At 63.9% G+C, this 22,728-nt stretch carries 21 protein-coding genes; 10 read left to right on the plus strand and 11 right to left on the minus strand.

All coding sequences use genetic code 11. The annotated features are described in order from the left end of the window. Window positions 1-15: 15 nt before the first annotated feature. A complete protein-coding gene (locus AAG591_RS04480; RefSeq protein WP_342529794.1) occupies window positions 16-1,662 on the minus strand; it encodes an electron transfer flavoprotein-ubiquinone oxidoreductase in 1,647 nt (548 codons plus the stop codon). Between the two features lie 85 nt (window positions 1,663-1,747). On the opposite strand from AAG591_RS04480, the gene AAG591_RS04485 reads away from it, so the two are divergent. The 7 genes from AAG591_RS04485 to AAG591_RS04515 all read left to right on the plus strand — a co-directional run bounded on the left by AAG591_RS04485 (window position 1,748) and on the right by AAG591_RS04515 (window position 8,499). After that, on the plus strand, window positions 1,748-2,542 hold the full coding sequence (locus tag AAG591_RS04485) for a hypothetical protein (protein ID WP_342529795.1): 795 nt from the start codon (window positions 1,748-1,750) through the stop codon (window positions 2,540-2,542). Then, window positions 2,539-4,281: a lytic transglycosylase domain-containing protein gene (locus AAG591_RS04490; RefSeq protein WP_342529796.1), complete on the plus strand. Its 1,743-nt coding sequence runs from the start codon at window positions 2,539-2,541 to the stop codon at window positions 4,279-4,281. The genes AAG591_RS04485 and AAG591_RS04490 overlap by 4 nt, the downstream gene beginning before the upstream one ends. 12 nt (window positions 4,282-4,293) lie before the next feature. Further along, window positions 4,294-4,821 carry a molybdenum cofactor biosynthesis protein B gene (gene moaB / locus AAG591_RS04495; protein WP_342529797.1) on the plus strand — a complete coding sequence of 176 codons (528 nt, stop codon included), beginning with the start codon at window positions 4,294-4,296 and terminating at the stop codon, window positions 4,819-4,821. A 30-nt stretch (window positions 4,822-4,851) separates the two neighbouring features. After that, a complete protein-coding gene (locus AAG591_RS04500) occupies window positions 4,852-5,886 on the plus strand; it encodes a sodium:calcium antiporter (protein WP_342529798.1) in 1,035 nt (344 codons plus the stop codon). Between the two features lie 128 nt (window positions 5,887-6,014). Next, entirely contained in the window at window positions 6,015-6,716 is a 702-nt protein-coding gene (locus tag AAG591_RS04505; protein WP_342529799.1) for a hypothetical protein, read from the plus strand. 144 nt (window positions 6,717-6,860) lie between these two features. After that, window positions 6,861-7,931, plus strand: coding sequence for a PA0069 family radical SAM protein (locus AAG591_RS04510; RefSeq protein WP_342529800.1), 1,071 nt, complete (start codon window positions 6,861-6,863; stop codon window positions 7,929-7,931). A 73-nt stretch (window positions 7,932-8,004) separates the two neighbouring features. Then, window positions 8,005-8,499 carry a YbjN domain-containing protein gene (locus AAG591_RS04515; protein ID WP_342529801.1) on the plus strand — a complete coding sequence of 165 codons (495 nt, stop codon included), beginning with the start codon at window positions 8,005-8,007 and terminating at the stop codon, window positions 8,497-8,499. Between the two features lie 193 nt (window positions 8,500-8,692). On the opposite strand, the gene AAG591_RS04520 is transcribed toward AAG591_RS04515, so the two are convergent. The 8 genes from AAG591_RS04520 to AAG591_RS04555 form a co-directional block, all read right to left on the minus strand. Next, window positions 8,693-9,124, minus strand: coding sequence for a DUF1330 domain-containing protein (locus AAG591_RS04520; RefSeq protein WP_342529802.1), 432 nt, complete (start codon window positions 9,122-9,124; stop codon window positions 8,693-8,695). Window positions 9,125-9,128: 4 nt separating this feature from the next. Further along, complete coding sequence (locus AAG591_RS04525; protein WP_342529803.1) at window positions 9,129-9,335, minus strand: hypothetical protein; 207 nt, start codon at window positions 9,333-9,335, stop codon at window positions 9,129-9,131. A gap of 9 nt (window positions 9,336-9,344) precedes the next feature. Next, the gene (locus tag AAG591_RS04530; RefSeq protein WP_342529805.1) at window positions 9,345-11,069 is read right to left on the minus strand and encodes a long-chain fatty acid--CoA ligase; all 1,725 of its coding nucleotides are present in this window, start codon (window positions 11,067-11,069) and stop codon (window positions 9,345-9,347) included. Between the two features lie 77 nt (window positions 11,070-11,146). Continuing rightward, window positions 11,147-14,617: a DNA polymerase III subunit alpha gene (gene dnaE / locus AAG591_RS04535; protein ID WP_342529807.1), complete on the minus strand. Its 3,471-nt coding sequence runs from the start codon at window positions 14,615-14,617 to the stop codon at window positions 11,147-11,149. Window positions 14,618-14,692: 75 nt separating this feature from the next. Continuing rightward, a complete protein-coding gene (locus tag AAG591_RS04540; protein WP_342529808.1) occupies window positions 14,693-15,043 on the minus strand; it encodes a hypothetical protein in 351 nt (116 codons plus the stop codon). Between the two features lie 55 nt (window positions 15,044-15,098). After that, window positions 15,099-15,371, minus strand: coding sequence for a hypothetical protein (locus AAG591_RS04545; RefSeq protein ID WP_342529809.1), 273 nt, complete (start codon window positions 15,369-15,371; stop codon window positions 15,099-15,101). 65 nt (window positions 15,372-15,436) lie between these two features. Beyond that, window positions 15,437-16,135, minus strand: a complete 699-nt coding sequence (locus tag AAG591_RS04550) for an ABC transporter ATP-binding protein (RefSeq protein WP_342529811.1) — start codon at window positions 16,133-16,135, stop codon at window positions 15,437-15,439. Next, entirely contained in the window at window positions 16,128-17,369 is a 1,242-nt protein-coding gene (locus AAG591_RS04555) for a lipoprotein-releasing ABC transporter permease subunit (protein ID WP_342529813.1), read from the minus strand. Before AAG591_RS04555 ends, AAG591_RS04550 begins: the two co-directional genes overlap by 8 nt. A gap of 200 nt (window positions 17,370-17,569) precedes the next feature. Between AAG591_RS04555 and purF the strand changes: the two genes are divergently transcribed. The 3 genes from purF (at window position 17,570) to AAG591_RS04570 (ending at window position 20,220) form a co-directional block, all read left to right on the plus strand. Continuing rightward, window positions 17,570-19,045, plus strand: a complete 1,476-nt coding sequence (gene purF / locus AAG591_RS04560; RefSeq protein ID WP_342529814.1) for an amidophosphoribosyltransferase — start codon at window positions 17,570-17,572, stop codon at window positions 19,043-19,045. 1 nt (window position 19,046) lies between these two features. Beyond that, window positions 19,047-19,757: an SDR family NAD(P)-dependent oxidoreductase gene (locus AAG591_RS04565; protein ID WP_342529815.1), complete on the plus strand. Its 711-nt coding sequence runs from the start codon at window positions 19,047-19,049 to the stop codon at window positions 19,755-19,757. Between the two features lie 103 nt (window positions 19,758-19,860). Beyond that, entirely contained in the window at window positions 19,861-20,220 is a 360-nt protein-coding gene (locus AAG591_RS04570; RefSeq protein ID WP_342529816.1) for a PilZ domain-containing protein, read from the plus strand. Between the two features lie 4 nt (window positions 20,221-20,224). Here AAG591_RS04570 and AAG591_RS04575 read toward each other — a convergent pair whose 3' ends face one another. Together AAG591_RS04575 and AAG591_RS04580 are read right to left on the minus strand one after the other, a co-directional pair. Next, complete coding sequence (locus AAG591_RS04575) at window positions 20,225-21,349, minus strand: serine hydrolase domain-containing protein (RefSeq protein WP_425341639.1); 1,125 nt, start codon at window positions 21,347-21,349, stop codon at window positions 20,225-20,227. A 68-nt stretch (window positions 21,350-21,417) separates the two neighbouring features. Beyond that, window positions 21,418-22,686, minus strand: a complete 1,269-nt coding sequence (locus AAG591_RS04580; RefSeq protein ID WP_342529818.1) for a class I SAM-dependent methyltransferase — start codon at window positions 22,684-22,686, stop codon at window positions 21,418-21,420. Window positions 22,687-22,728 lie beyond the last annotated feature (42 nt).

The following is a 22,728-nucleotide window of genomic DNA, read 5'->3' on the forward strand; positions in this document are numbered from 1 at the left end:
GGGAGGAACGCTTCGCTACATATTCGGATAGTTCGGCCCGCCGCCGCCTTCCGGGACGGTCCAGACAATGTTCTGGTTCGGGTCCTTGATGTCGCAGGTCTTGCAGTGGACGCAGTTCTGGCCGTTGATGACGTAGGTCATCTCGCCGGTATCCTCGTCCTCGACCCATTCGTAGACGCCTGCGGGGCAATAGCGCTGTGAGAGGCCAGCGTAGACGCCCAGCTCGCTTTGCTTCTGCAGCTCCATGTCCTTCACCTTGAGGTGGGTCGGCTGGTCTTCCGCGTGGTTGGTGAAGCTGTAGGCGACGCTGGTCAGCTTGTCGAAGCTGATCACGCCGTCGGGCTTGGGATAGATGATCGGGTCGAACAGGTCGGCGCGCTTGGTGTGCGTGTAGTCCGGCGTGTGCTTGAGGGTGAAAGGCAGGCCGATCTTGAGCGTGCGCATCCACATGTCGATGCCCGCGAGCACGGTGCCGAAATCGCCGCCCAGCTTCGCGATCGCGGGCTGCGCGTTCTTCACCTTCTTGAGCTCGGTCGCGATCCAGCTTTCGCGCAGGTTCTCTTCGTAATCGTCGAGCTGGGTGTGCTCCCTGCCCGCCGCAATCGCCGCCGCGACGCTCTCGGCCGCCAGCATACCGCTCTTCATCGCGGTGTGGCTGCCCTTGATCCGGGGCACGTTGACGAAGCCTGCCGAGCACCCGATCAGCGCGCCGCCGGGGAAGGCCAGCTGTGGCACGCTCTGCCAGCCGCCTTCGTTGATCACGCGCGCGCCATAGGCCACGCGCTTCCCGCCCTCGATAATGTCGAGGATATCGGGGTGGTGCTTCCAGCGCTGGAATTCCTGATAGGGCGAGAGGTACGGGTTGGCGTAATCGAGCGCGGTTACGAAGCCGAGCGCAACCTGATTGTCGCCGATATGGTACAGGAAGCCACCGCCCCAGCTGTCGTTATCGAGCGGCCAGCCCTGCGTGTGGATCACCCGGCCCGGCACGTGCTTCTTGGGGTCGATCTCCCACAATTCCTTGATGCCAAGGCCATAGGTCTGGGGCTGACAGTCCTTCTCGAGGTCGAATTTCGCCTTGAGTTGCTTGGTCAGGCTGCCGCGCGCACCCTCGGCGAACAGGGTGTACTTCGCGTGGATTTCCATGCCCGGCTGGAAATCGGGCTTTTGCGAACCATCCGCCGCGATGCCCATGTCCTGCGTGATCACGCCCGCGACCGCGCCGTCATCGCCATAGATCACTTCGGCAGCGGGGAATCCGGGGAACACCATCACGCCCAGCCCTTCGGCCTGCTCGCCCAGCCAGCGGGTGAGGTTGGCGAGGCTGCCGGTGTAATTGCCCTTGTTGCTCATCAGCGGGGGCATGAAGGCGTGCGGCATCGCGAACTTGCCGTTCTTGCGCAGCACCCAGTGCCAGTTGTCGGTCACCGGGACTTCGCCGATCGGGCAGTCCATGTCCTGCCAGTCGGGGAACAGTTCGTTGAGCGCCTTGGGATCGTGGACAACACCCGAAAGGATGTGCGCGCCGATCTCGGAGCCCTTTTCGAGGACGACGACCTCAAGCTCTTCGTTGATCTGCTTCAGGCGGATGGCTGCGGAGAGCCCGGCGGGGCCGCCGCCGACAATCAGCACGTCGCAGGGCATGGATTCGCGTTCGATCATATCTTCCTCGCAGCTCTTTTCGGGCCGAAATTACGTTGGTTACGGCTTGATTGCCCGCGCGCCACAGGTCAAGACCTAGCACGCAATGGTCGACCATAGTTCCCTCCCCCAAGATATGCGCGACGCCTTCGTCGCGAGCATGGACTGGTGGGAGGTAGCCGGGGTCGGCGAACACGTGGAAGACGCGCCGGGCGCGTGGTTGCGCAGCCGCGATGCCAAGCCCGAAGAGACCGCCGTCGTAACGGAAAAGCCCACCGCGCAAGCACCGCCTCAGCCGCCGAAACGCAACGCGGTTTCGCGTTTCATCGCGGCAGATGATGCGGGCAACTATCCGGGCGATCCTGCCTCCTGGCCCGAAGACCTCGACGCGTTTCAAAAATGGTGGATGGAAAACGACGCGGTCGATCCGCCCGGTTCCTACCCCCGCGTCGCTCCGGTGGGTTCGGTAGGTGCGAAGACCATGCTCGTGCTCGACCAGCCCGAGGGCGAAGCACTTCTGGCGGGGCCAGCCAGCGCGCTTGCGGCCAATATGCTGCGGGCAATGGGTTTCGCCGACGGGGAACGCTATCTGGCTAGCGTCCTGCCCCGCCACGCGCTGCGTCCCGACTGGGAGGCGGTCGGCACGGCAGGCTATGGCAAGCTGCTGCTCCACCATATCGCGCTGGCGCGGCCGGAGCGCGTAATTGCATGCGGCGAACGCGTCTGGTCGCTGCTGGCGCACGAAACGGCGCAGGAGCCGCGCGCGTTAACCACTATCTCACTAGATTCCGCTAAGATTCCGGTCTTCGCGATACCGGATCTGCCCACCATGCTGCGCAGTCCCCGGGCCCGCGCACAGACCTGGAACCGATGGCTCGACTGGAGCGACAGCCCCCGATGAAACGACTCCTCCTGCCCCTCGCCGCTACGCTGACTTCCCTGGTCGGCGGCAGCCCCGCGATGGCCCAGCAAACCGCAGCCGATTATTTCCGCGATCGTGCAGCCAATCCCAACCTGCCCGCAGTCCTCTCCAGCGGCGACCGCGCTTTCTACACCAAGGTGTTCGACGCGCTCGACGCGGGCGACTGGAGCACGGTCGACAGCCTGCTGGCGCAGCGGCCCGACGAACCGCTCAAGCTGGTGGCGCAGGCCGAATATTACCTCGACGCGAACAGTCCGCGGATCGAACTGCCCGCGCTGCAGGCGTGGCTCGCCAAGGGTAGCCGCCTGCCGCAGGCGCAGCAGATCACCGATCTCGCGTCCAAGCGCGGTTTGATGAGCGCGCCTTACCTGCCGCCCGAACAGAGCTTCCAGCCGCAGGGCTATGCCAGCAAGCGGATCCTGCCGCGCGATACCGACGACGGCACGATGCCGGGCGAGATCAAGGCCGCGATCCTCGACAAGATCAGCAACGACGACCCCGACGGGGCACGCCTGCTGCTCGACGGGGTGGATGCCGGGCTCAGCAGCGAGGCACGGGCCGAATGGCGCCGCCGCGTCGCGTGGAGCTATTACATCGAGAACAACGACGCCGCCGCGCTCGCGATGGCGCAAACGGTGCGCGATGGCAGCGGGCCGTGGGTTGCGGAAGGCGACTGGGTGGTCGGCATCTCCGCCTGGCGGATGGGAGACTGCGCGACCGCCGCCAACGGTTTCGACCGCGCCGCTGCAACCGCGATCAACCCCGAACTGTCGGCGGCCGCATACTACTGGGCCAGCCGATCCTACGTGCGCTGCCGCGAGCCCGAGAAGGCGGCGGAAAAGCTGCGCGGCGCGGCGATGATGGACGAGACGCTGTACGGCATGCTCGCCCGCGAACAGCTGGGCGAGGCACTGCCGCGAGCGGGCCAGACGCCCGATCTCGACGCGCGCGACTGGCAGCAGCTGAGCGGAGAAGAGAACGTCCGCGTCGCGGTGGCGCTCGCCGAACTGGGTCGCGACGATCTGGCGGACGAAGTGCTGCGCCACCAGGCACGGATCGGCGATCCATCGGAATTTACCGCACTATCCCGGCTGGCACGTGAACTCGGCCTGCCCTCCACGCAGCTGTGGATGGCGCACAACGCTCCGCGTGGCGGCACGCCCGATCCGGCGCTGCGCTTCCCGGTCGCGCGGTGGGCGCCGGTCAATGGCTGGCAGGTCGACCCTGCACTCGCCTTTGCGCACACGCTGCAGGAATCGAACTTCCGCGCGAAGGTCGTCAGCCCGGCGGGCGCGCGCGGCCTGATGCAGATCATGCCGGCGGCGGCGCAGGACCACGCGCGCGCGATCGGGGTCAGCGGGAATGCGCGCGACCTGTCGCACCCCGATATCAACCTCGCCTTCGGCCAGCGGCACCTGCAGATGCTGCGCGATCATCCCGCGACGCAGGGCAAGCTGCCAAAGATCATGGCCGCCTATAACGCAGGGCTGACCCCGGTGGGCCGCTGGAACACCGAAGTGCGCGATCAGGACGATCCGCTTCTGTACATGGAATCGATCCCCTATTGGGAAACGCGCGGCTATGTCGCGATCGTCACGCGCAATTACTGGATGTACGAGCGGCAGGCGGCTGCCCCCTCGCCCAGCAGGCAGGCGCTGGCGATGAACCGCTGGCCGGCCTTCCCCGAAGCGAAGCCTCCGCGCTTCACGAGTCGGTAAGAGGGGCCGCTGATGGCGATCGATGAAAGCCGCCCCTTCCAGCCGATCGGCATCGCCATCGTCACCGTGTCCGACACGCGCGATGCGAGTACCGACACCTCGGGCGACCTGCTGGAGGCGCGCGTGCGCGAGGCAGGGCACATCCTTATCGAGCGAACCATCTGCCCCGACGACGCGGCCGAGATCTATGATGTGCTGCGGCGCTGCATCGCCAGCGTCGAAGTCGACGCAGTTATCACCACCGGCGGCACAGGGCTGACCGGGCGCGACGTCACGCCCGAAGCGCTCGACCGGGTGAAGGATAAGGACATCCCCGGCTTCGGCGAGCTGTTCCGCTGGATCAGCTACGAAAGCATCGGGACTTCGACCGTGCAGAGCCGCGCCTGCGCGGTGCTAGCGGGCGACACCTTCATCTTCGCGCTGCCCGGATCGAACGGCGCGGTGAAGGACGGGTGGGACCGTATCCTGAAGGACCAGCTCGATATCCGCCACCGCCCCTGCAACTTCGTCGAGCTGATGCCGCGCCTCCTGGAACGATAGGCGCAAGGGGGCGCTCTGACAGCAAGCCCCATGCCCGACATCCAGTCCCTCCCCCTGCCCTGGCTGGGCGCGCTGTTCATCGCGAGCGCGCTGCTGATCGCGTATTTCGGCAGCAAGATGGCCGCGATCGCGGACGTGCTGGCCGACCGCACTGGCCTCGGCGAAGCGCTGATCGGCGCAGTCCTGCTGGGCGCAGGCACCAGCATTTCGGGCATCGTCACCTCGATCACCACCGCCGCCAGCGGCGCGCCCGAGCTTGCGGTGTCCAACGCTATGGGCGGGATCGCCGCGCAGACGATGTTCCTCGCGCTGGCGGACATCTTCTACCGCAAGGTCAACCTGGAGCACGCGGGCGCGAGCACGGTGAACCTCGGCCAGGCGACGGTGCTCATCATCCTCTCGGTCATGCCGATCATGGCCTACTCCGCGCCGCAGGTCGCCTTCTGGGGGGTCCACCCGGTCAGCCCGATCATGATCGCGGTCTATCTGATCGGCCTGCACAATGCGCATTCGATCCGGCAGGAGCCGATGTGGCAGCCCAAGGAAACTCCGGGCCTGCGCGTCGAGGCCGAGGATATCGAGAACGACCCGCGCTCCACGCCCCTGCTCGCCAGCCTGTTCGCCGGGCTGGTGCTGATCGTCGGCGCGTGCGGCTATCTCGTCGGCGAGACCGGCCTTGCCCTGAGCGCGACACTGGGCATCTCGCAAGGCGTCGTCGGCGCGCTGGGCACCGCGATCGTCACCTCGCTGCCCGAACTGGTCACCACCATTGCGGCGGTGCGGCGCGGCGCGCTGCAACTCGCGATCGGCGGGATCATCGGCGGCAACATGTTCGATGCGCTGTTCGTCTCGGCCAGCGACGTCGCCTATCGCCATGGCTCGATCTACCACGCGATCGGCGAAAGAAGCGTGTTCTGGATGGCGCTGGTGTGCCTGATGACCGCCGTCCTGCTGCTGGGCCTGCTGCGGCGAGAGAAGCAGGGCCCCGGCGGGATCGGCTGGGAATCAGTCCTCCTGCTCGCGCTATGGCTGGGCGCGGCGGTGCTGCAGGTGGCGCTGGGCTGAATTGGCCGCGACGGTCGGGAGTTGCGGGCGTTTTCTGCAAGTCTGGATATGGGTCAGCTAGTCCCGAAGACCGACATTCCTAAAACGACACGGTTGCAGTCATACGACAAATGGGGAACCGTGCACCGGTGAAACGCACCCACATCATCGTCCTCGCAATTGCAGGTATCGGCGCGGTAGCTATAGCCGAATCCTATCTTGGCTCTACGCGCTATCGACTGAATGACGCTACCTACGCTGTTCCCCACAAGTACGAGTTCATGCGCAATTTCAGCCTGCCGTGGCTCGCAGGCGTCCAAGGGCTGGATAAGGAGCCCGATGAGTCCGTCTGGCTCTTTCTTCCGGCCTCTGAACTTTCGGGAGGTGTGCGGGGCTACAAGCGTTTGTTTCACGGTTATTCGAGCGATGTTCAAGCCGACATGGTCGTCAATGTGCTTGGTGGAAAGGAAGCGCGCGAGTTTCCTGCCGACCGCAGCAGCGACATTACGAAGGTTCAACAGGAACTCGCCAAGGGCGGACTTCGACAGCGTGACCCCACGACCGGCTGGGATAGGGTGTATTGGCTCGTCGGCGAAGAGGGGAAACCGGGACAGGGCGGTTCCCCTTTCTACCTCGTTCCCCGCGACGGTGTTGAAAGCCTGCCGCCCAACTGGCGAGTACCGTGGTGCCAAGGTTCGTCAGATATCAACGGGCATGAGAGGTTCGATTGCAGCTTCACCATTAGCGATAAGGGCCTGACGTTCGACTTCACGCTGCGCCAAGAGAATCTCGGCACTGTCAGCCGCATTCCCGCTTACGTTTTGAGGCGCTTGAAGGGCTGGCAGGTCTGAGCGTTGGCTGTCCGCTGCCCACCCCATTTGAGACATCGAACTGACCAACGCGAAAGCCTGAGAGCTGACGCTTGACCCTCCGATTGGGCACGACGCCAAAAATCTGCATCGACTTGCGCCCCTGTTCCCCCTATGTTCCGCATCATGGAACAGGTCAAAGGCAGAGGAGCACAGAGCGGCGACCTATCCGTCCGCTTCGATCTGCCCGCGCGCGAGCCGGATGGCGACTGGCGTGACACTCGCGAAGCCATCGACGGCCCTGCCCCCAAGCTGCGTACCGAAGTGACCGAGGAAACGCCGCGTTCGATCCTCAATTTCAACCAGTCGCCCGACATTCCGTTCGACCGCTCGATCAACGCCTACAGAGGCTGCGAGCATGGCTGTATCTACTGCTTCGCGCGGCCCACGCACGCTTACCTCGACCTGTCGCCGGGGCTCGATTTCGAAACGAAGCTGTTTGCAAAGCCTAACGCCGCCGACCTGCTGCGAGCAACGCTGGCCAAGCGCGGTTACGAGCCGCGCCCGATTGCGATGGGGACCAACACCGATCCCTACCAGCCGATCGAGAGCCGCTATCGGATCACGCGCCAGATCCTCGAAGTGTGTCTAGACGCGCGCCATCCGGTCACCATCACCACCAAGTCAGACCGCGTGCTGGCCGATCTCGACCTGATCGAGGAGTTGGCGAAGCGGAACCTGATTGCGGTGGCGATCTCGGTTACCTCGCTCGATCCGCACCTCTCGCGGCTGATCGAACCACGCGCGCCCTCGCCCGCCAAGCGGTTGGCCGCGCTGGGCAAGCTGGTCGAGGCAGGCGTGCCCGCGCATTGCTCGATCGCGCCGGTCATTCCCGCGATCACCGACGACGCGATGGAAGGGATCGTCGCGCGCGTCGCAGAGCTGGGCGTCACGTCGGCGGGGTGGATCGTGCTGCGCCTGCCGCACGAGGTTGCGCCGCTGTTCCGCGAATGGCTCGACGTGCATTTCCCGGATCGAAAGGACAAGGTGATGGGAATCGTCCGATCGATCAGGGACGGGAAGGATAACGACCCGAGCTTCTTCAGCCGGATGAAGCCCACCGGCGTGTGGGCGGACCTGTTTCGTGCGCGCTTCGACCTTGCGAAGAAGCGCGCAGGCCTCGGGAGGCCCGTCTTCGAGCTCGACAGCACCCGGTTCAGGCCGCCTATGACGGACGGGCAGATGCGGCTGCTTTAGCCATCTTGCCTTTGGATCTGCCGCCACTAGGCTGGAGCAGGTCGGGATCGACGAAATTGGGGGAATTTCGAGAATGAAGAACGTGCTTCTTGTCGCTGCAATGGCGCTTGGCCTGGGAAGCGTGGCCAATGCGCAGAGCTTCGACGCCAACCGCCAGCTCGACCGATTTACCCGTAGCGCCTTCCTCGCAACGCTGGACCAGCTCGGTGCAACGCACGAGGAGCGTCAAGACGCTGCCAATATTTCCATCGAGTTTTCCAATGGCCTGATCGCCGATGGGCTGCTGATGGCCTGCAAGGATCAGGACACCTCGACCGACTGCCTTGGCACATCGATCCTCGCGACCTTCGACAGACCCGATGGGGCAACCGATGCTGACATATTCGGGGCAGTGAACAAGTACAATTATCTCAAGAACTTCGGCCGCGCCTACGTGGCACCCGACGGCGAAATCTCCTTGCGCATGTACATCATCGCAGACGGCAAGATCACGATGGAAAACTATCGCCGTCAGATCCAGCTGTGGGCGGACTCGGCAGAAGATTTCGCCGACTACCTGTACGACTGATGCGGCGAGCGGGCGCGGCTCGAAACCGGCACGCAGGTTCGCAATCCGCTGTCCTACGCGTCCGGTCGGGGATAGGGTCGCGCCCACTCTTTCCCATGGTCGATCGGCGCGCAACATGCGCGACAAGGGGCACGCTTTTTCCGCCCCTGAACACTGTGTCAGGTGTGTCAGCGGTGCTCCCCCGCCACGGTAATCAGCCGAAGGTGCTACCGCCTTCTCCCGGCTCGAATCGCACCAAACGACTGTCGAGCAGTGCAGCGGTGCGGTTGATCACCGCCTGCTGGTAGGCCGGGTCCTTGATCATTTCGAAGAACGCGCCGCTGTTGGGATAGGATGCTACGAAGCCATTGTGCCAGCGCCTGTCGCTGGGGCCGGTCACCATCGTCTCGAACGCGCCGCGCCACACGATGCTGCCGCCCACGCGGGTGAAGATCGGCCCGCTCGTCTTGCCGTATTCCTCGTAAGCGCGCCGCCCGCTCCAGCCCTTGCCCGCATGCTCGTGCCCCTCGGGATAGGCGGCTTCGTCGCGATAGAGCAGCAGGTTGAGCATGTGGATCGGGCGGTCGCGCGGGAGCGACTTGAATGCCTCGAAGTTCTCGCGGCTAGGATCGATGTAGTTGGTCAAAAAGTCACTCCTTGGGTGAAACGACGCGACCGGCGATGCCCCACGCGGGGCGGGCGACGACGAGCACGCAGCCCACTCCGATCAGCGTCATCGCCTGGGGGGATAGGAAGTCTGGCCCGCGCGCGGCGAGCAGGGCCATCGTCATCACCAGAAACGCGATCATCGCCAGGCCGAGCCCGATCAGAATCGCCAGGATCGCTCGGGGGGTCATGGCGTCACCTCAATCCTTGCCGAACATGCGCCCGAAGATGCCACGCTTGCGTTGGCTTTCGTCGGGGGCTTCGTCCTCCGCCGCATCGCCGCCCGCCATGGCCGGCTCGAGCGGCGCCTCGGCCTCGCGCAGCTCGGGCAACCGGTAGTCGCTGAAGCGGTCGCGCAGGTCCTTCTTGCTAATCTTGCCGGTCGCCGTGTGCGGAATGTCGTCGACGAACTCGACCGCGTCGGGCAGCCACCACTTGGCGACGTGATCCTTAAGGTACTCGGTCACATCGTCGGCGGTGACCGACTGGCCTTCCTTGCGAATGCAGAAAAGTACCGGGCGCTCGTCCCACTTGGGGTGCGGCATGCCGATCGCGGCAGCCTCCGCAATGGCGGGATGGCCCGCCGCCGCGTTCTCCAGCTCGACCGAGCTGATCCACTCGCCGCCAGACTTGATGACGTCCTTGGTCCGGTCGGTGATCTGCATCGTGCCGTCGGGGTGCAGGATCGCGACATCGCCGGTGTCGAACCAGCCGTCGGGCGTCAGCGCGTCTTCGTCCGCCTTGAAATAGCGGCGGATGACCCACGGCCCGCGGATCTGCAGCGCGCCCGAAGTCTCGCCGCCGCGCGGCAACGTCTTGGTCGGGTCTTCGAGATCGACCGTACGCAATTCGACGCCGAAGATCGGGCGGCCCTGCATCGCCGCCTTGTCGACCTTCTGATCCAGCGTGAGCTGGTCCCAGTCCCAGGTCGGCCCGCCGAGCGTCCCGATGGGAGAGGTTTCGGTCATACCCCAGGCATGCTGGACGCGGATCCCCGCCTCCATCAGCCGGCGAATCATGAACTTGGGCGCCGCCGATCCGCCGATGGTCGCCGCGCGCAGCCTGGGCAGCGGGCGGTCATTGGCATCGCAGTGCTGGAAGGTCGCGAGCCACACCGTCGGCACGCCCGCGCTGTCCGTCACGCCTTCGCGGTCCATCAGGTCGCACAGAACCGCAGGCTCGTTGATCGCGGAGAAGACGAACTTGATCCCCGCCATGCCGCCCGCAAAGGGCAGGCCCCAGCTCGCCGCGTGGAACATCGGCACCACCGGCAGCATCACGGAGGAGGCATCGAAGTTGAACGCGGGCGGCTGGATCGCGGCGAGCGCGTGGAGCACGGTGGAGCGGTGTTCGTAGAGGACGCCCTTCGGGTTGCCCGTCGTCCCGCTGGTGTAGCACAGCATGCACGGATCGCGCTCGTCGACCTTGGCCCATTCGTAATTGCCGTCTTGCGCGCCGATCCAGTCCTCGAATGCCAGCGCGTCGGAGCCTTCGGGCGGATCGTAGCAGATGTAGTGTTCGATGGTGGTCCAGCGGTCCTTCATCTTGTCGACGATCGGCTGGAACGCTGCATCGTAGATCAGCACGCGGTCTTCGGCGTGGTTGGCGATGTATTCGAGCTGGTCTTCGAACAGGCGCGGGTTGATCGTGTGCAACACCCCGCCCATCCCGGCGACGCCATACCAGCTGACCAGATGGCGCGAATGGTTCATCGCCAGGCTCGCCACGCGGTCGCCCTTCCGGATGCCGAGCGCTTCAAGAGCCTGCGCCATTTTCAGTGCATCGCGCCGGATTCCAGCCCAGTCGGTACGCGTTTCGCTACCATCGGCCCAGTGGGTCACGATCTCGCGGGTGGAAGCCTCACGTGCCGCATGGTCGATCACTTGGGTGACCAGCAGGTCCCAGTCTTGCATCGCTCCGAGCATCGTTTCTCCCTTCTCGGTATATTTTGGGGGAGGATGCGCAGGTTGGCTCGCCACCGCAAGCCCGGAGGTACGAAAAGTCAGGCTGCGCGGTGCAGTTTCGGCCCGGTCTTCGGAACCAGCGTGATGTTCGCGATCCCCTCTATCTTGCCAAGCGTGTCGGCCAGCTTGCCATCGACCTTGTAATCGTTACCCAGCCTCAGGACGGGCCGTTGCCCCCTGCCGAGGTCGAGCGCGATCTGCACTTCGCCATACCCCGGGGGGCCCGGCTGGAGCGCCAGCGACAGTTCCTGAAGTGCACTTTCGCTCGCCACATCGAGCGTCAACAGCATCCGCTGACCACCGGCCACCTGCGCCAGCGGTTTCGCCCCGCGAATGGTGATGCGCGGAGGCTCGTCGGGAGACGGGCTGTCAAGTTCGACCGTCAGCAGCACGCAGGTGCTGTCTTCGGCCCATTTGGTGAATTGCGAGACGAGACTTTCCTCGAAACATGCGGCGCTGAATTGCCCCGAACTGTCGGAGAAGTCGGCCCGGATGAAGTCCTTGCCTCTACGGGTCTGGCCGCGCTTGGCCCCTTCGACCATGGCAGCGATCAGCGCCTTGCCACGCGATTCTCCGGCCGGTCCCCCTCCCGCCATCAGAGATGCATAGCTGCGGGCGCCGTTAGCGCTCGCCACGTCGCGGAACTGCTCGATCGGGTGCGCGGAGAAATAGAAGCCGAAAGTCTCGCGCTCCTTCGCCATGCGCTCAGCCCGTGGCCAGTCTTCGGCCTCTTTCAGGCGGATGTGGTCGTTCGCGCTCTCCTCGCCCCCGAACAGGCCTTCCTGCCCGCTGGAGCGTTCGCGGATCGCAGCATCAGCGACCGCCAGAAGCAGATCGACATTGGCGGCGAGCAGACCCCGCTTGGGCTCCAGGTGGTCGAAGGCCCCGGCGGCAATCAGCGCCTCGAGCTGGCGCGAGTTCATCGCCCCCTTGGGTACCCGCGAAAAGAAATCGTCGAGGCTTTCGAACCACCCGTGCGCCTCGCGCTCGGCCACGATCGCATCCATCGCCTTTTCACCGACATTGCGCAGCCCGGCGAGACCGTAGCGCACGGCATAGCCTTCATCCGTTCGCTCGACCGTAAACTCTGCTTCGGAGCGGTTGAGATCGGGCGGCGCGACCTCGATCCCGTTGCGTCTTGCGTCGTCGACGAACACCGCCAGCTTTTCCGACTGGTCCATGTCGAAGCACATCGCAGCGGCGTAGAATTCTTCGGGGTAATGCGCTTTCAACCAGGCCGTCTGATACGCGAGCAAGGCGTAGGCGGCGGCGTGCGACTTGTTGAAGCCATAGCCAGCGAACTTGTCGATCAAGTCGAACAGGGCGGAAGCTTCGTTCGCCTCGATGTCCGAAACCGTCTTGCAGCCATCGATGAACCGCTGGCGCTGCTTGTCCATCTCGGCCTGGTTCTTCTTACCCATGGCGCGGCGCAGCAAATCCGCATCGCCGAGCGAATACCCAGCGAGGATCTGCGCGGCCTGCATCACCTGTTCCTGATAGACGAAGATCCCGTAGGTCTCGCCCAGAATGCCTTCGAGCTTGGGATGCGGGTACTCGATCGGCTCGACCCCCGCCTTACGCTTTCCGAACAGCGGGATGTTGTCCATCGGGCCGGGCCGATAGAGCGAGACGAGCGCGATGATATCTTCGAACTTGGTCGGCTTCACCGCAGTCAGCGTACGGCGCATCCCTTCCGATTCCAGCTGGAACACGCCGACCGTGTCGCCGCGCTGCATCAGGTCGTAGACCGCCGTATCGTCCCAGCTGATCGTGCCGAGATCGCATTCGATCCCACGCTTCCCCAGCAAGTCGACGGCCTTTTGCAGAACCGATAGCGTCTTCAGGCCGAGGAAGTCGAACTTCACCAGCCCCGCCCCTTCGACCACCTTCATATCGAACTGGGTCACCGGCATGTCCGACCGCGGATCGCGGTACAGCGGCACCAGCTCTGCCAAGGGGCGGTCACCGATCACCACGCCCGCTGCGTGGGTGGAGGAGTTGCGCGGCAGACCTTCCAGCTGCATCGCCAGATCGACCAGCGTGCGCACCTCGTTATCGTTGTCGTATTCGCCCTTGAACTCTGCCGCGCCATTGAGCGCGCGCGGCAGGCTCCACGGGTCGGTCGGATGGTTGGGCACCATCTTGCACAGCCGGTCGACCTGGCCGTAACTCATGTCGAGGATGCGCCCGCAATCGCGAAGCACCGCGCGCGCCTTCATCTTGCCGAAGGTGATGATCTGCGCGACCTTGTCGGTGCCGTATTTTCGCTGAACGTAGCGGATCACTTCGCCACGCCGCGTTTCGCAGAAGTCGATATCGAAGTCGGGCATCGAGACGCGTTCCGGGTTGAGGAAGCGCTCGAACAGCAGGCCCAGCCGGATCGGATCGAGATCGGTAATCGTCAGCGACCACGCGACGAGGCTGCCCGCACCCGATCCGCGCCCCGGCCCCACGGGAATCCCCTGCTCTTTCGCCCACTTGATGAAGTCGGCAACGATCAAAAAGTAGCCGGGGAACCCCATATTGTGGATGATCCCGACCTCGTAATCGAGCCGGTCGTAGTAGGTCTGCCGCTCCTCGTCGGACAGGTTTTCGTACGCCGAAAGGCGCACATCGAGGCCCCGCCGCGCATCCTCTGCCAGCATGCGCGCTTCACCCTCGAGATCGCCCGCAAGGCTGGGCAGGATCGGGGCCCGCTCCGGTGGAGCGAAAGCGCAGCGACGCGCGATGGTGAGCGTGTTGGCAAGCGCTTCGGGAAGGTCACCGAATAGCTCCTGCATCATCGGGGCGGACTTGACGAAGGCGGGCTGTGCGCTGCGCGGGCGGTCTTCTTCCCACAGCTTGCGGCTGTTCGCGATGCACAGCATCGCATCGTGCGCCTTGTGAAAATGCGGCTCGGCAAAATTGGCGGGGTTGGTCGCGACCAGCGGCAGGTCGCGGGCGTAAGCGAGATCGATCAGCGCCTCTTCGGCGGCCTGCTCTGTCGGATCGCCTCGCCGCGCCAGCTCGATATAGAGCCGGTCGGGGAACAGCGCCTCGAGCCGATCGAGATAGCGTTCTGCATGGCTAACCTGTCCTTCGGCGAGCAGGCGTGTGACGCCCCCCTCGCTCGCCCCCGTCAGCGCGATCAGACCATCGGTCTGGTCCTCAAGCGCATCGAGGGAGACGTGCGGGACGAGCTCCAGCGGGCGATCAAGGTGCGCCGAACTGACAAGTTTGCACAGGTTGAGCCACCCGGCCTCGTCCTGCACGAACAAGGGCAGGTGATCGATTTCCTCAGCGCCCGGCCGCGCCACGCCGAGCAGCGCGCCGACGATTGGCTGCACCCCGTTTTCCAGACATGCGTTGGCAAATGGGACGCTGCCGTAAAGCCCGTTTCTGTCGCACATAGCGATGGCGGGAAAGCCCCGCTCGGTCGCCAGTTTGGCGATGGCTTTGGGCTCGATCGCCCCTTCGAGCATCGAATAGGCCGAGAGTACGCGTAGAGGAACGAAGGGGGCGAAAGCCATTGCATCAAGCTAGCGCACGGGCACACGCATTCAAGCGATGGCGAACCGCTCAGCGGGGATAAGCGGTGGATGGATTCAGGCTGCGGGCGGAATGCCTTCGCTGTCCCTAGCCGCCGCGATCTTCCGCCGCGTATCGCGGACCTGCGACCACGCGCCATAGACGATCAGCAGCGCGAGGAAGATCCAAACCCACAGCGGGATATCCTGCCCGAAAATCGCGAGATAGAGGTAGGCCGACACGAAGAAGAAGCCAGCCAGCATCGTGGGCACGACTGTCGAACGTCCCGCCCTCGCGCGCTTTACCAGCCACGCGATCGACGCGAGGAAAAACGGTATCGCACCAACGTAAATCCCTGCAAAAATGTAGGGATTTACGTTGTACTGGGCTCCCAACCCGAGAATCCACTCGTTGATCGATTCCAGCATAGGGGCCCCCGGTCGCGCTGTGATTGGGCGAGACTACACCGGCCCGTCCATCCCGTCAGCCGGGATAATCGGATCCGGACGCAAGCGCCTCGATCTCGCCAACGTCGTACATCCGGTCGCCCAGCTTCTGGATTACGTGATGGCTCCGCTCTTCGGGCGTCATCGCCATCATGAGCTTGACCATTTCGCCGAAGGTACCGTGATAGAGGCCCTTGGCACCGTCGAGCACACCTTGTCCGTCGTCCTTGCGATGAATTTCCGCCCGGTCATCCCATGCTATCCCGCTCTGCGCAGGCTCTGCATTGTAAGTCGTGGGATGGTCGCTCATATTTTTGCCTCCTGGTTTTTGACATCAACGCAGCAGGCACGTGGCGGGTCCGGAGGAATTGCGCTCTATTCGAGCAAACCTTCGTGCAGGCGGACCACGCGATCCATCTTGGCGGCCAGTCGTTCGTTATGGGTCGCAACCAGCGCGGCGCTGCCCTGTCCGCGAACAAGATCGAGAAACTGCTCGAGCACCTTCTCCGATGTCGCTTCATCCAGGTTGCCGGTCGGCTCGTCCGCCAGCACAAGCTTCGGCTTGTTCGCCAGCGCACGGGCCACAGCAACACGCTGTTGCTCGCCGCCCGAAAGCTGGCTTGGCCGGTGCTCCAGCCGTTTTCCAAGTCCCAGCGCGATGAGCAGTTCCTTCGCCCGCCCCTCAGCAACTTCGCGAGAGGTTCCGCCCACGAGCTGCGGCAGGACGACATTCTCGATCGCGTTGAAATCGGGCAGCAGGTGGTGGAACTGGTATACGAAGCCAAGATGGTCGCGACGCAGGGTGGTGCGCTGCTTGCTGTCGGACTTTTCCGCCGGCTGCCCTGCGATCACGATAGTGCCGCCAAAACCGCCTTCGAGCAAGCCGACCGCCTGCAGCATGGTGGACTTGCCCGAACCGGAGGGGCCGAGCAGCGCGACGATTTCGCCCGGCATGACCTTCAGGTCCACGCCACGAAGCACATCGATCCGCACCCCGCCCTGTTCGAAGCTTCGGGTTACGCGGCGCAGCTCCACAACGGGTCCCACGCCGGAATTGACGGCCGCATCACTCATAGCGGAGCACCTGCACAGGATCGGTGTTGGCGGCTTTCAGAGCCGGGTAGAGTGTCGCCAGGAAACTGAGGATCAACGCCAGCGCGACGATCCCGAAAATCTCCCAGGGGTCGGTCTTCGATGGCAGTTCGGTCAGGAATCGCACTTCGGGGTTCCACAAATCCTGCCCAGTCGCCCAGCTGATGACGGTGAGGATCGACTGGCGGAAGGTCAGCACTACTGCGCCGAGCGCAAGCCCCGCCATCGTGCCGATCGCACCGACGGTGAAGCCGGTCGTAACGAAGATCTTCAGGATCGACTGTCGCCCGGCCCCCATCGTTCGCATGATCGCGATGTCGCGCGTCTTCGCGCGGACCAGCATGACCAGACTCGACAGGATGTTGAACGCGGCGACCAGCACCATGAAGCTTAGCGCGAAGAACATCGCCACCCGCTCCACCTGCAAGGCTTCGAAGATCGAGCTGTTGATCTGCTGCCAGGTTCGCACGAGCGCGATTCCAGCCAGCTTCTTCTCGATCGGAGCCATGATCTGGCTCACGCGCTCCGCATCCTCGGTCGTGACTTCGATCATCCCGATCGTGTCGCCGGTCAGCAGCAGAGTCTGCGCCTGAGAGATGGGCATGACCACGAATGCGCCATCGTAATCGTACAGCCCGACCTCGAATATTGCGCCCACTTCGTAGCCGACCTGTCGCGGAACGGTACCAAAGGGAGTGGGACGGCCCGCCGGGTTGATGATCGTGATGACGTCGCCGACCCGTGCACCGATATTTTCCGCAAGGCGCGCACCGATGGCGACCTTTTCCGCACCCGGCTTGATGCTGCGCATGTCACCCAGCACGACCTTGTCGGAAAGCTCGGCAATATCCTCGGCCGTGTTGCCACGAACGATGATGCCTTCGACCCGGCCATTGAACGTGACCATCAGCGGCTGGTCGATCAGCGGCGCAGCTTTCACGACACCCGGGGTCTCCCGAATCTCCTCCAGCACGCTCTCCCAGTTATCGAGCCGCTGGCCATATGCCTGGACGATCGCGTGGCCGTTCAGCCCGACGATCTTGTCTAGCAACTCGGCGCGGAAGCCGTTCATCACGCTCATCACAATGACCAGCATGGCGACGGAGAGCATGACCACACCGATGGAAATGCCTGCGACAAGCTTGATGAACCCCTCACCCTTGCCGGGCCAGAGGTAACGCTTCGCGATGGTCCATTCGAACGGGCTGAGAAACAAGGAAGTGCCTGTCTTTATCGTACGTGGTGCTGCGCCTTAGGTAGCCCTTGCTGACTGTGCAATGAAAAGGCGGTTCGCCATTGTGGTTCTGTGGACGCAGAGCCGGGATTGAACGGGCCAATCACCCTTCAAGCCTTGTAATTGATCGGTCACATCGCCAATGGAGCGGCGACCGGCAATGGCAACGGGCGCCCCCACCCATGAACTTGCGACACCCCTTCGACGACGAGAACGGCGACAGCCTGCATGAAGAATGCGGGGTGTTCGGAGCCATCAACGCTGGCAGCGAGGCGTCGACGACCACCGCGCTCGGCCTGCATGCGCTGCAACATCGCGGGCAGGAAGCCGCCGGGATCACCAGTTTCGACGGCACGCACTTCTATACCAGGCGCGGTCTCGGCCATGTGGCGGAGAATTTCTCGAGCCCGGAATCGATCGCGGAGCTGCCCGGCTTCATGGCCGCTGGACACGTCCGCTATTCGACCACCGGCGGATCGGGGCTGCGCAATGTCCAGCCGCTCTACGCCGACCTCGCGAGCGGCGGCTTTGCCATCGCGCATAATGGCAACATCTCGAACGCGGGTACGCTGCGCGAGGAGCTGGTGGCGAAGGGTGCGATCTTCCAGTCGACCAGCGATACCGAGGTGATCATCCATCTGGTCGCGACGAGTCGTTACCCGACCATGCTCGACAAGCTGACGGACGCGCTGCGTCTTGTCGAAGGTGCCTATGCGATCATCGTCATGACCCCGCGCGGGATGGCGGCTTGCCGCGATCCGCTGGGCATTCGCCCGTTGCAGATGGGCAAGATGGGCGATGCGGTCGTCTTCGCCAGCGAAACGGTCGCGTTCGACGTCGTGGGCGCGGAATTCCTTCGCGAGGTCGAGCCGGGCGAGTTCATCGAGGTCGATTTCGACGGCACAATCCGCTCGCATCGCCCGTTCGGCGACAACCCGCCGCGCCCGTGCATTTTCGAACATGTCTATTTCAGCCGCCCCGATTCGTACTTCGCGGGGCGCTGGGTTTACGAGGCCCGCCAGGCGATCGGTCGGGAACTGGCAATCGAGGCACCGTGCGATGCGGACATCGTGGTCCCCGTGCCCGACAGCGGCTCGCCCGCAGCAATCGGCTACGCACACCAGTCGGGTATTCCTTACGAACTGGGCATCATCCGCAGCCACTATGTCGGGCGCACATTCATCCAGCCATCCGATGGCGCACGGCACTCGGGTGTCCGGCGCAAGCACAATGCCAATCGCGGCCTCGTGGAAGGCAAACGGATCGTACTGATCGACGACTCCATCGTGCGCGGTACGACCAGCATGAAGATCGTCGAGATGATGCGCGATGCGGGCGCGAAGGAAGTCCACTTCCGCGTCGCCAGCCCGCCGACCGCACACAGCTGCTTCTACGGGGTCGATACCCCCGAACGCAGCCAGCTGCTCGCCGCGCGCATGGAGCTGGAGCCGATGCGCGAGTTCATCAAGGCAGACAGCCTCGCCTTCATTTCGATCGACGGGCTTTATCGTGCGGTGGGCAAGGAATCGCGCGACAAGGCGTGCCCGCAATTCTGCGATGCCTGCTTTACCGGCGACTATCCCACCCGGCGCACCGATTTCGAGCGTAAGGAATCGGGTGCAGCGCAGCTTTCCTTTCCCGTAAACAAGGTTGCCTGAAATGGCTCAGAACAGCCCCTTTGAAGGGCGCGTGGCGCTCATCACCGGTGCATCGCGCGGAATCGGTGCAGCGACTGCCAAGGCGCTTGCCGCCAAGGGCGCTCACGTCATCCTGACAGCACGTGACGACGCTGCGTTGGAGCGGGTCGAGGATGAGATTCACGCGGATGGCGGCACCGCCACGATCGCTCCCGTCGATCTCACACAGGGCGACGGCGTGGCCCGTCTTGCGCAGGCTATCGCGGCACGGTGGGACGCTCTCGACTATCTGGTTATCTGCGCGGCCTATCTGCCGACGCTGACCCCGGTCACCCAGATCGAGCCCAAGCAGTTCAACACCGCTATCACCACCAATATCCTCGCAACGCAGGCGCTTCTCGCGGGAATGCATCCCCTGATGAAGCGCGCCGACGCCGCGCGCGTGATCGGCCTCACCAGCAGTGTCGGTGCGGAGCCGCGTGCTTACTGGTCCGCCTATGGTTCGACCAAGGCGGCATTCGACAATCTGCTCGAAAGCTACGGACAGGAAGTGGCGAATACCGGCGCGATCCGGGTCGCGATCGTCGATCCGGGCGCGACCCGCACGACCATGCGCGCCAAGGCCTATCCCGGCGAAGATCCGCAGAGTGTGAAGCCACCCGAAGATGTCGGCACGTACATTGCCGAGCTGCTCGAAAAAGATTTCGAGACCGGATACCGCGCGCGCGTGTAAGTTTCCGTTTGGTTAACCCGGCTTAGCCAAGCTTACTTACAAACCAGCAAGCGGGCAGACCGGAAAACCGTGCAAGTTTAATATCTTGAACGGGACAAAAAGCATGGAAACGGGACGCACGTCTTACGAAACGGCGGTGCAGGAAGACCGCTGCGCACCGCGCACTAAGATCGCAATCCCAGCCCAGCTCAGGATCAGTGGATCGCCCGCCTTCAAGACGGTCGTCCACGATCTCTCGCTGGCAGGCTTCAGTGCTTCCTCAATCGGTCGACTGCATCCGGATCAGATTTGCTGGCTTACCCTGCCCGGACGTCAGTCGATCCAGGGACGCATCGTCTGGTGGGATCGCAGCATCGCCGGGGCCGCGTTCGACCAGATGATCGACCCCGCCGTTCTGGAAGACATCATCACCTTGTGGGCAAGTCCCATAGGTGGCGGCGTTACCCGCTCCTGCCTCTACTAAAGGGTCATAGCCCCTTCACGACAGCGTCGAGCAGCTTCCGGCGCTCAGCGGACAGGTCTGCGCCGGTGGCTTGCGGCCAGTTCGAAACGATCGCGATCACGGCCTTTTCTTCCGGATAGATCGTGATCGATTGACCGAAGATGCCTTGCGCACCGAACGGCCCCTGGAATGCGGCCGAGCCAGTGTTGGGATAGGTCCACCACTGGTAACCGTAGCCAAAGCCGCCACCGAACTCGACCTGCGGCGCGCCCGCTTTAGCGAACCAGCCTTCGGGGACGACACCGTGTCCACCCTCCAGAGCGAACTGGCCCAAACGCGCATAATCGCTCAGCGCGGCAGAAAGGCAGCAGCCGCCGACACTGCGCCCCGAAAGGTCGGTCTGCCAGAACAGCGGATGTGAGAAGCCCGCCGGATCGACGATCTTGCGCTTGGCATATTCGGCCAGTGTCTCGCCCACCGCGTTCTCTACCAGAACGCCGATCAGGTTGGTTTCGCCGGTCTTGTAGACCCACTTCTCGCCAGCAGGAGCTTCGCGCGGCAGCGTCTTCATATATTCGACGACCTGATCTTGGCCGGGTTCGGGCGTCTCGTTGAACATGCGCGCCACATCCGAATTGGGATCCGTGTAATCCTCGTTCCACTTTACGCCCGAAGTCATCGTGGCAAGCTGTTCGACCGTTACGTCATCGTACGCGCTGCCCTTCAGCCCGGGGATGTATTGCGACACGGGATCGTTCAGGCTGCCGATGAAACCGTCCTTCAGCGCCGCGCCCAGCAGCGTGGAGGTGAAGCTTTTGGCGACAGAGAAACTGGTCCAGCGACCATCGGGGCCAAATCCGAGCCCGTAATCGACGAAGCGGACCTTGCCGTCCTGCAACACCATCACTCCCGCGGCATGCTGCCTGGTCATATAGTCGCGGATCGTGTCCTGCGTTGTTTTGGGGAGCGGCGCCCCCACGGGCAGGACGCGGGTATCCTCGGGCGCGGCAACCTCCTGACCGGGGAAGAAGGTCTCCATCGAGCGGAAGCGAGCCGAACGCGTCGCATCGTCCCAGAAGAGCACCTCCGCACCGACCACGGGCAACGGATCGGTCGGCATGCTGGCGGTGACGCCCGATGCGGCGTCCATCGGCGCGGTCGCACAACCGCTCGTCAGGCCCAGCGCCAGCGCCGCCAGTGCGACCTTGATACCATTCTTCACGCGCCGTCTCCCGTTGTCTTTATGAGTGTCACTTGATGGACGTCGATCCCGCCGCCGCGGAATCCGCCTTCGCAATACATCAGGTAATAGCGCCACAGCGCCTTGAAGCGATCGTCGAAACCGGGGGGCAACAGCCCCTCGTCGGCTGCATGATCGAACTTCTCCCGCCAAATCCGCAAGGTTTCGGCGTAGTCCTGCCCGAAGCGGACTTCGTCGGTCCAGGCGAGGCCGCGGGCTTCCGCGAGCTCTCGAAACTCGGAAGCGCGGATCAGCAGCCCGCCTGGAAAGATATACGCCTGGATGAAGTCGGCGCTGCCTGCATAGGCATCGAACAGTTCGTCCTTCAGCGAAATGAACTGGATCGCGGCGCGCCCGCCCGGCTTCAGGTTGCGGGCGACGCTATCCATGAAGGTCGGCCAGTATTCGTGCCCCAGTGCCTCGACCATCTCGACGCTCGCGATGGCATCGTACTGGCCTTTGGTGTCGCGATAATCCTGCTTCAGAAAGCGCGCGTCGCCAACGCTCTGCCGCCTGGCCCAGGCAAGCTGTTCGTCCGACAGGCTGATCGCGTCGACCTTGGCTCCACGATCGGCAGCCATGCGCGCGAGCGTGCCCCAGCCGCAGCCGATTTCGAGCAGACTGTCGCCCTGCTTCAGATCGACCCGGTCGAGGATCGCGTCGATCTTGGCGCGCTGCGCGGCATTCAAAGTCTCAGGCGCGCGCGCGGGATCGAACAGCGCGGCGGAATAGGTCATCGTCTCGCCGAGCCACGCGGCGTAGAAATCATTGCCAAGGTCGTAATGCGCCGCGATATTCTTCGCAGCGCCGGCGCGAGTATTCCGCTGCCGACGGTGCGCGGACGCCAGAGCGCGCCGCCACGTCCCCTTCGCGCGAGCAGCATCGCCCAGCGTCTGGGCATTCTGCATGAAGACCGCGAAGAACGGCACCGGATCGGGGCTGGACCATTCGCCCGCCTCCCATGCTTGGTAGAGGCCGACAGATCCGCCCGTCGCCACGCGCACCAGAGTGCGCCAGTTGTGGATCGTGATCTCTGCCTCGAACCCCGGCGCACGCCCGCCGATCAGCCGTGTGCTGCCATCGGGAAGGCGGCCGAGCACTGCCCCGCGCTCCATGCCGGCGTCGAGCTTATCGAGTAGCTTGTGAAAACCGGGTGCCAGCAGACGGGAAAGAAAACCCGGGCGCCGTTCGAAGCGCTGACTGGCGGCGAGCAGATCGCTCCCGCGAGATTGGTCTGTCACCCCCATGCGTTGGCAGCTTATGCAACCCCGCCCCCCGGGCGACAACCC

Source organism: Citromicrobium bathyomarinum, from assembly GCF_038594485.1.
Classification (GTDB): domain Bacteria; phylum Pseudomonadota; class Alphaproteobacteria; order Sphingomonadales; family Sphingomonadaceae; genus Alteriqipengyuania; species Alteriqipengyuania bathyomarina_A.

Bases quoted from the DNA above. Each gene is read 5' to 3' on its own strand.
- AAG591_RS04480 (WP_342529794.1), bottom strand. From the start codon at position 1,662: ATGATCGAACGCGAATCCATGCCCTGCGACGTGCTGATTGTCGGCGGC.
- AAG591_RS04485 (WP_342529795.1), top strand. From the start codon at position 1,748: ATGGTCGACCATAGTTCCCTCCCCCAAGATATGCGCGACGCCTTCGTC.
- AAG591_RS04490 (WP_342529796.1), top strand. From the start codon at position 2,539: ATGAAACGACTCCTCCTGCCCCTCGCCGCTACGCTGACTTCCCTGGTC.
- moaB (WP_342529797.1), top strand. From the start codon at position 4,294: ATGGCGATCGATGAAAGCCGCCCCTTCCAGCCGATCGGCATCGCCATC.
- AAG591_RS04500 (WP_342529798.1), top strand. From the start codon at position 4,852: ATGCCCGACATCCAGTCCCTCCCCCTGCCCTGGCTGGGCGCGCTGTTC.
- AAG591_RS04510 (WP_342529800.1), top strand. From the start codon at position 6,861: ATGGAACAGGTCAAAGGCAGAGGAGCACAGAGCGGCGACCTATCCGTC.
- AAG591_RS04515 (WP_342529801.1), top strand. From the start codon at position 8,005: ATGAAGAACGTGCTTCTTGTCGCTGCAATGGCGCTTGGCCTGGGAAGC.
- AAG591_RS04525 (WP_342529803.1), bottom strand. From the start codon at position 9,335: ATGACCCCCCGAGCGATCCTGGCGATTCTGATCGGGCTCGGCCTGGCG.
- AAG591_RS04530 (WP_342529805.1), bottom strand. From the start codon at position 11,069: ATGCTCGGAGCGATGCAAGACTGGGACCTGCTGGTCACCCAAGTGATC.
- dnaE (WP_342529807.1), bottom strand. From the start codon at position 14,617: ATGGCTTTCGCCCCCTTCGTTCCTCTACGCGTACTCTCGGCCTATTCG.
- AAG591_RS04540 (WP_342529808.1), bottom strand. From the start codon at position 15,043: ATGCTGGAATCGATCAACGAGTGGATTCTCGGGTTGGGAGCCCAGTAC.
- AAG591_RS04545 (WP_342529809.1), bottom strand. From the start codon at position 15,371: ATGAGCGACCATCCCACGACTTACAATGCAGAGCCTGCGCAGAGCGGG.
- AAG591_RS04550 (WP_342529811.1), bottom strand. From the start codon at position 16,135: ATGAGTGATGCGGCCGTCAATTCCGGCGTGGGACCCGTTGTGGAGCTG.
- purF (WP_342529814.1), top strand. From the start codon at position 17,570: ATGAACTTGCGACACCCCTTCGACGACGAGAACGGCGACAGCCTGCAT.
- AAG591_RS04565 (WP_342529815.1), top strand. From the start codon at position 19,047: ATGGCTCAGAACAGCCCCTTTGAAGGGCGCGTGGCGCTCATCACCGGT.
- AAG591_RS04570 (WP_342529816.1), top strand. From the start codon at position 19,861: ATGGAAACGGGACGCACGTCTTACGAAACGGCGGTGCAGGAAGACCGC.
- AAG591_RS04575 (WP_425341639.1), bottom strand. From the start codon at position 21,349: ATGGACGCCGCATCGGGCGTCACCGCCAGCATGCCGACCGATCCGTTG.
- AAG591_RS04580 (WP_342529818.1), bottom strand. From the start codon at position 22,686: ATGGGGGTGACAGACCAATCTCGCGGGAGCGATCTGCTCGCCGCCAGT.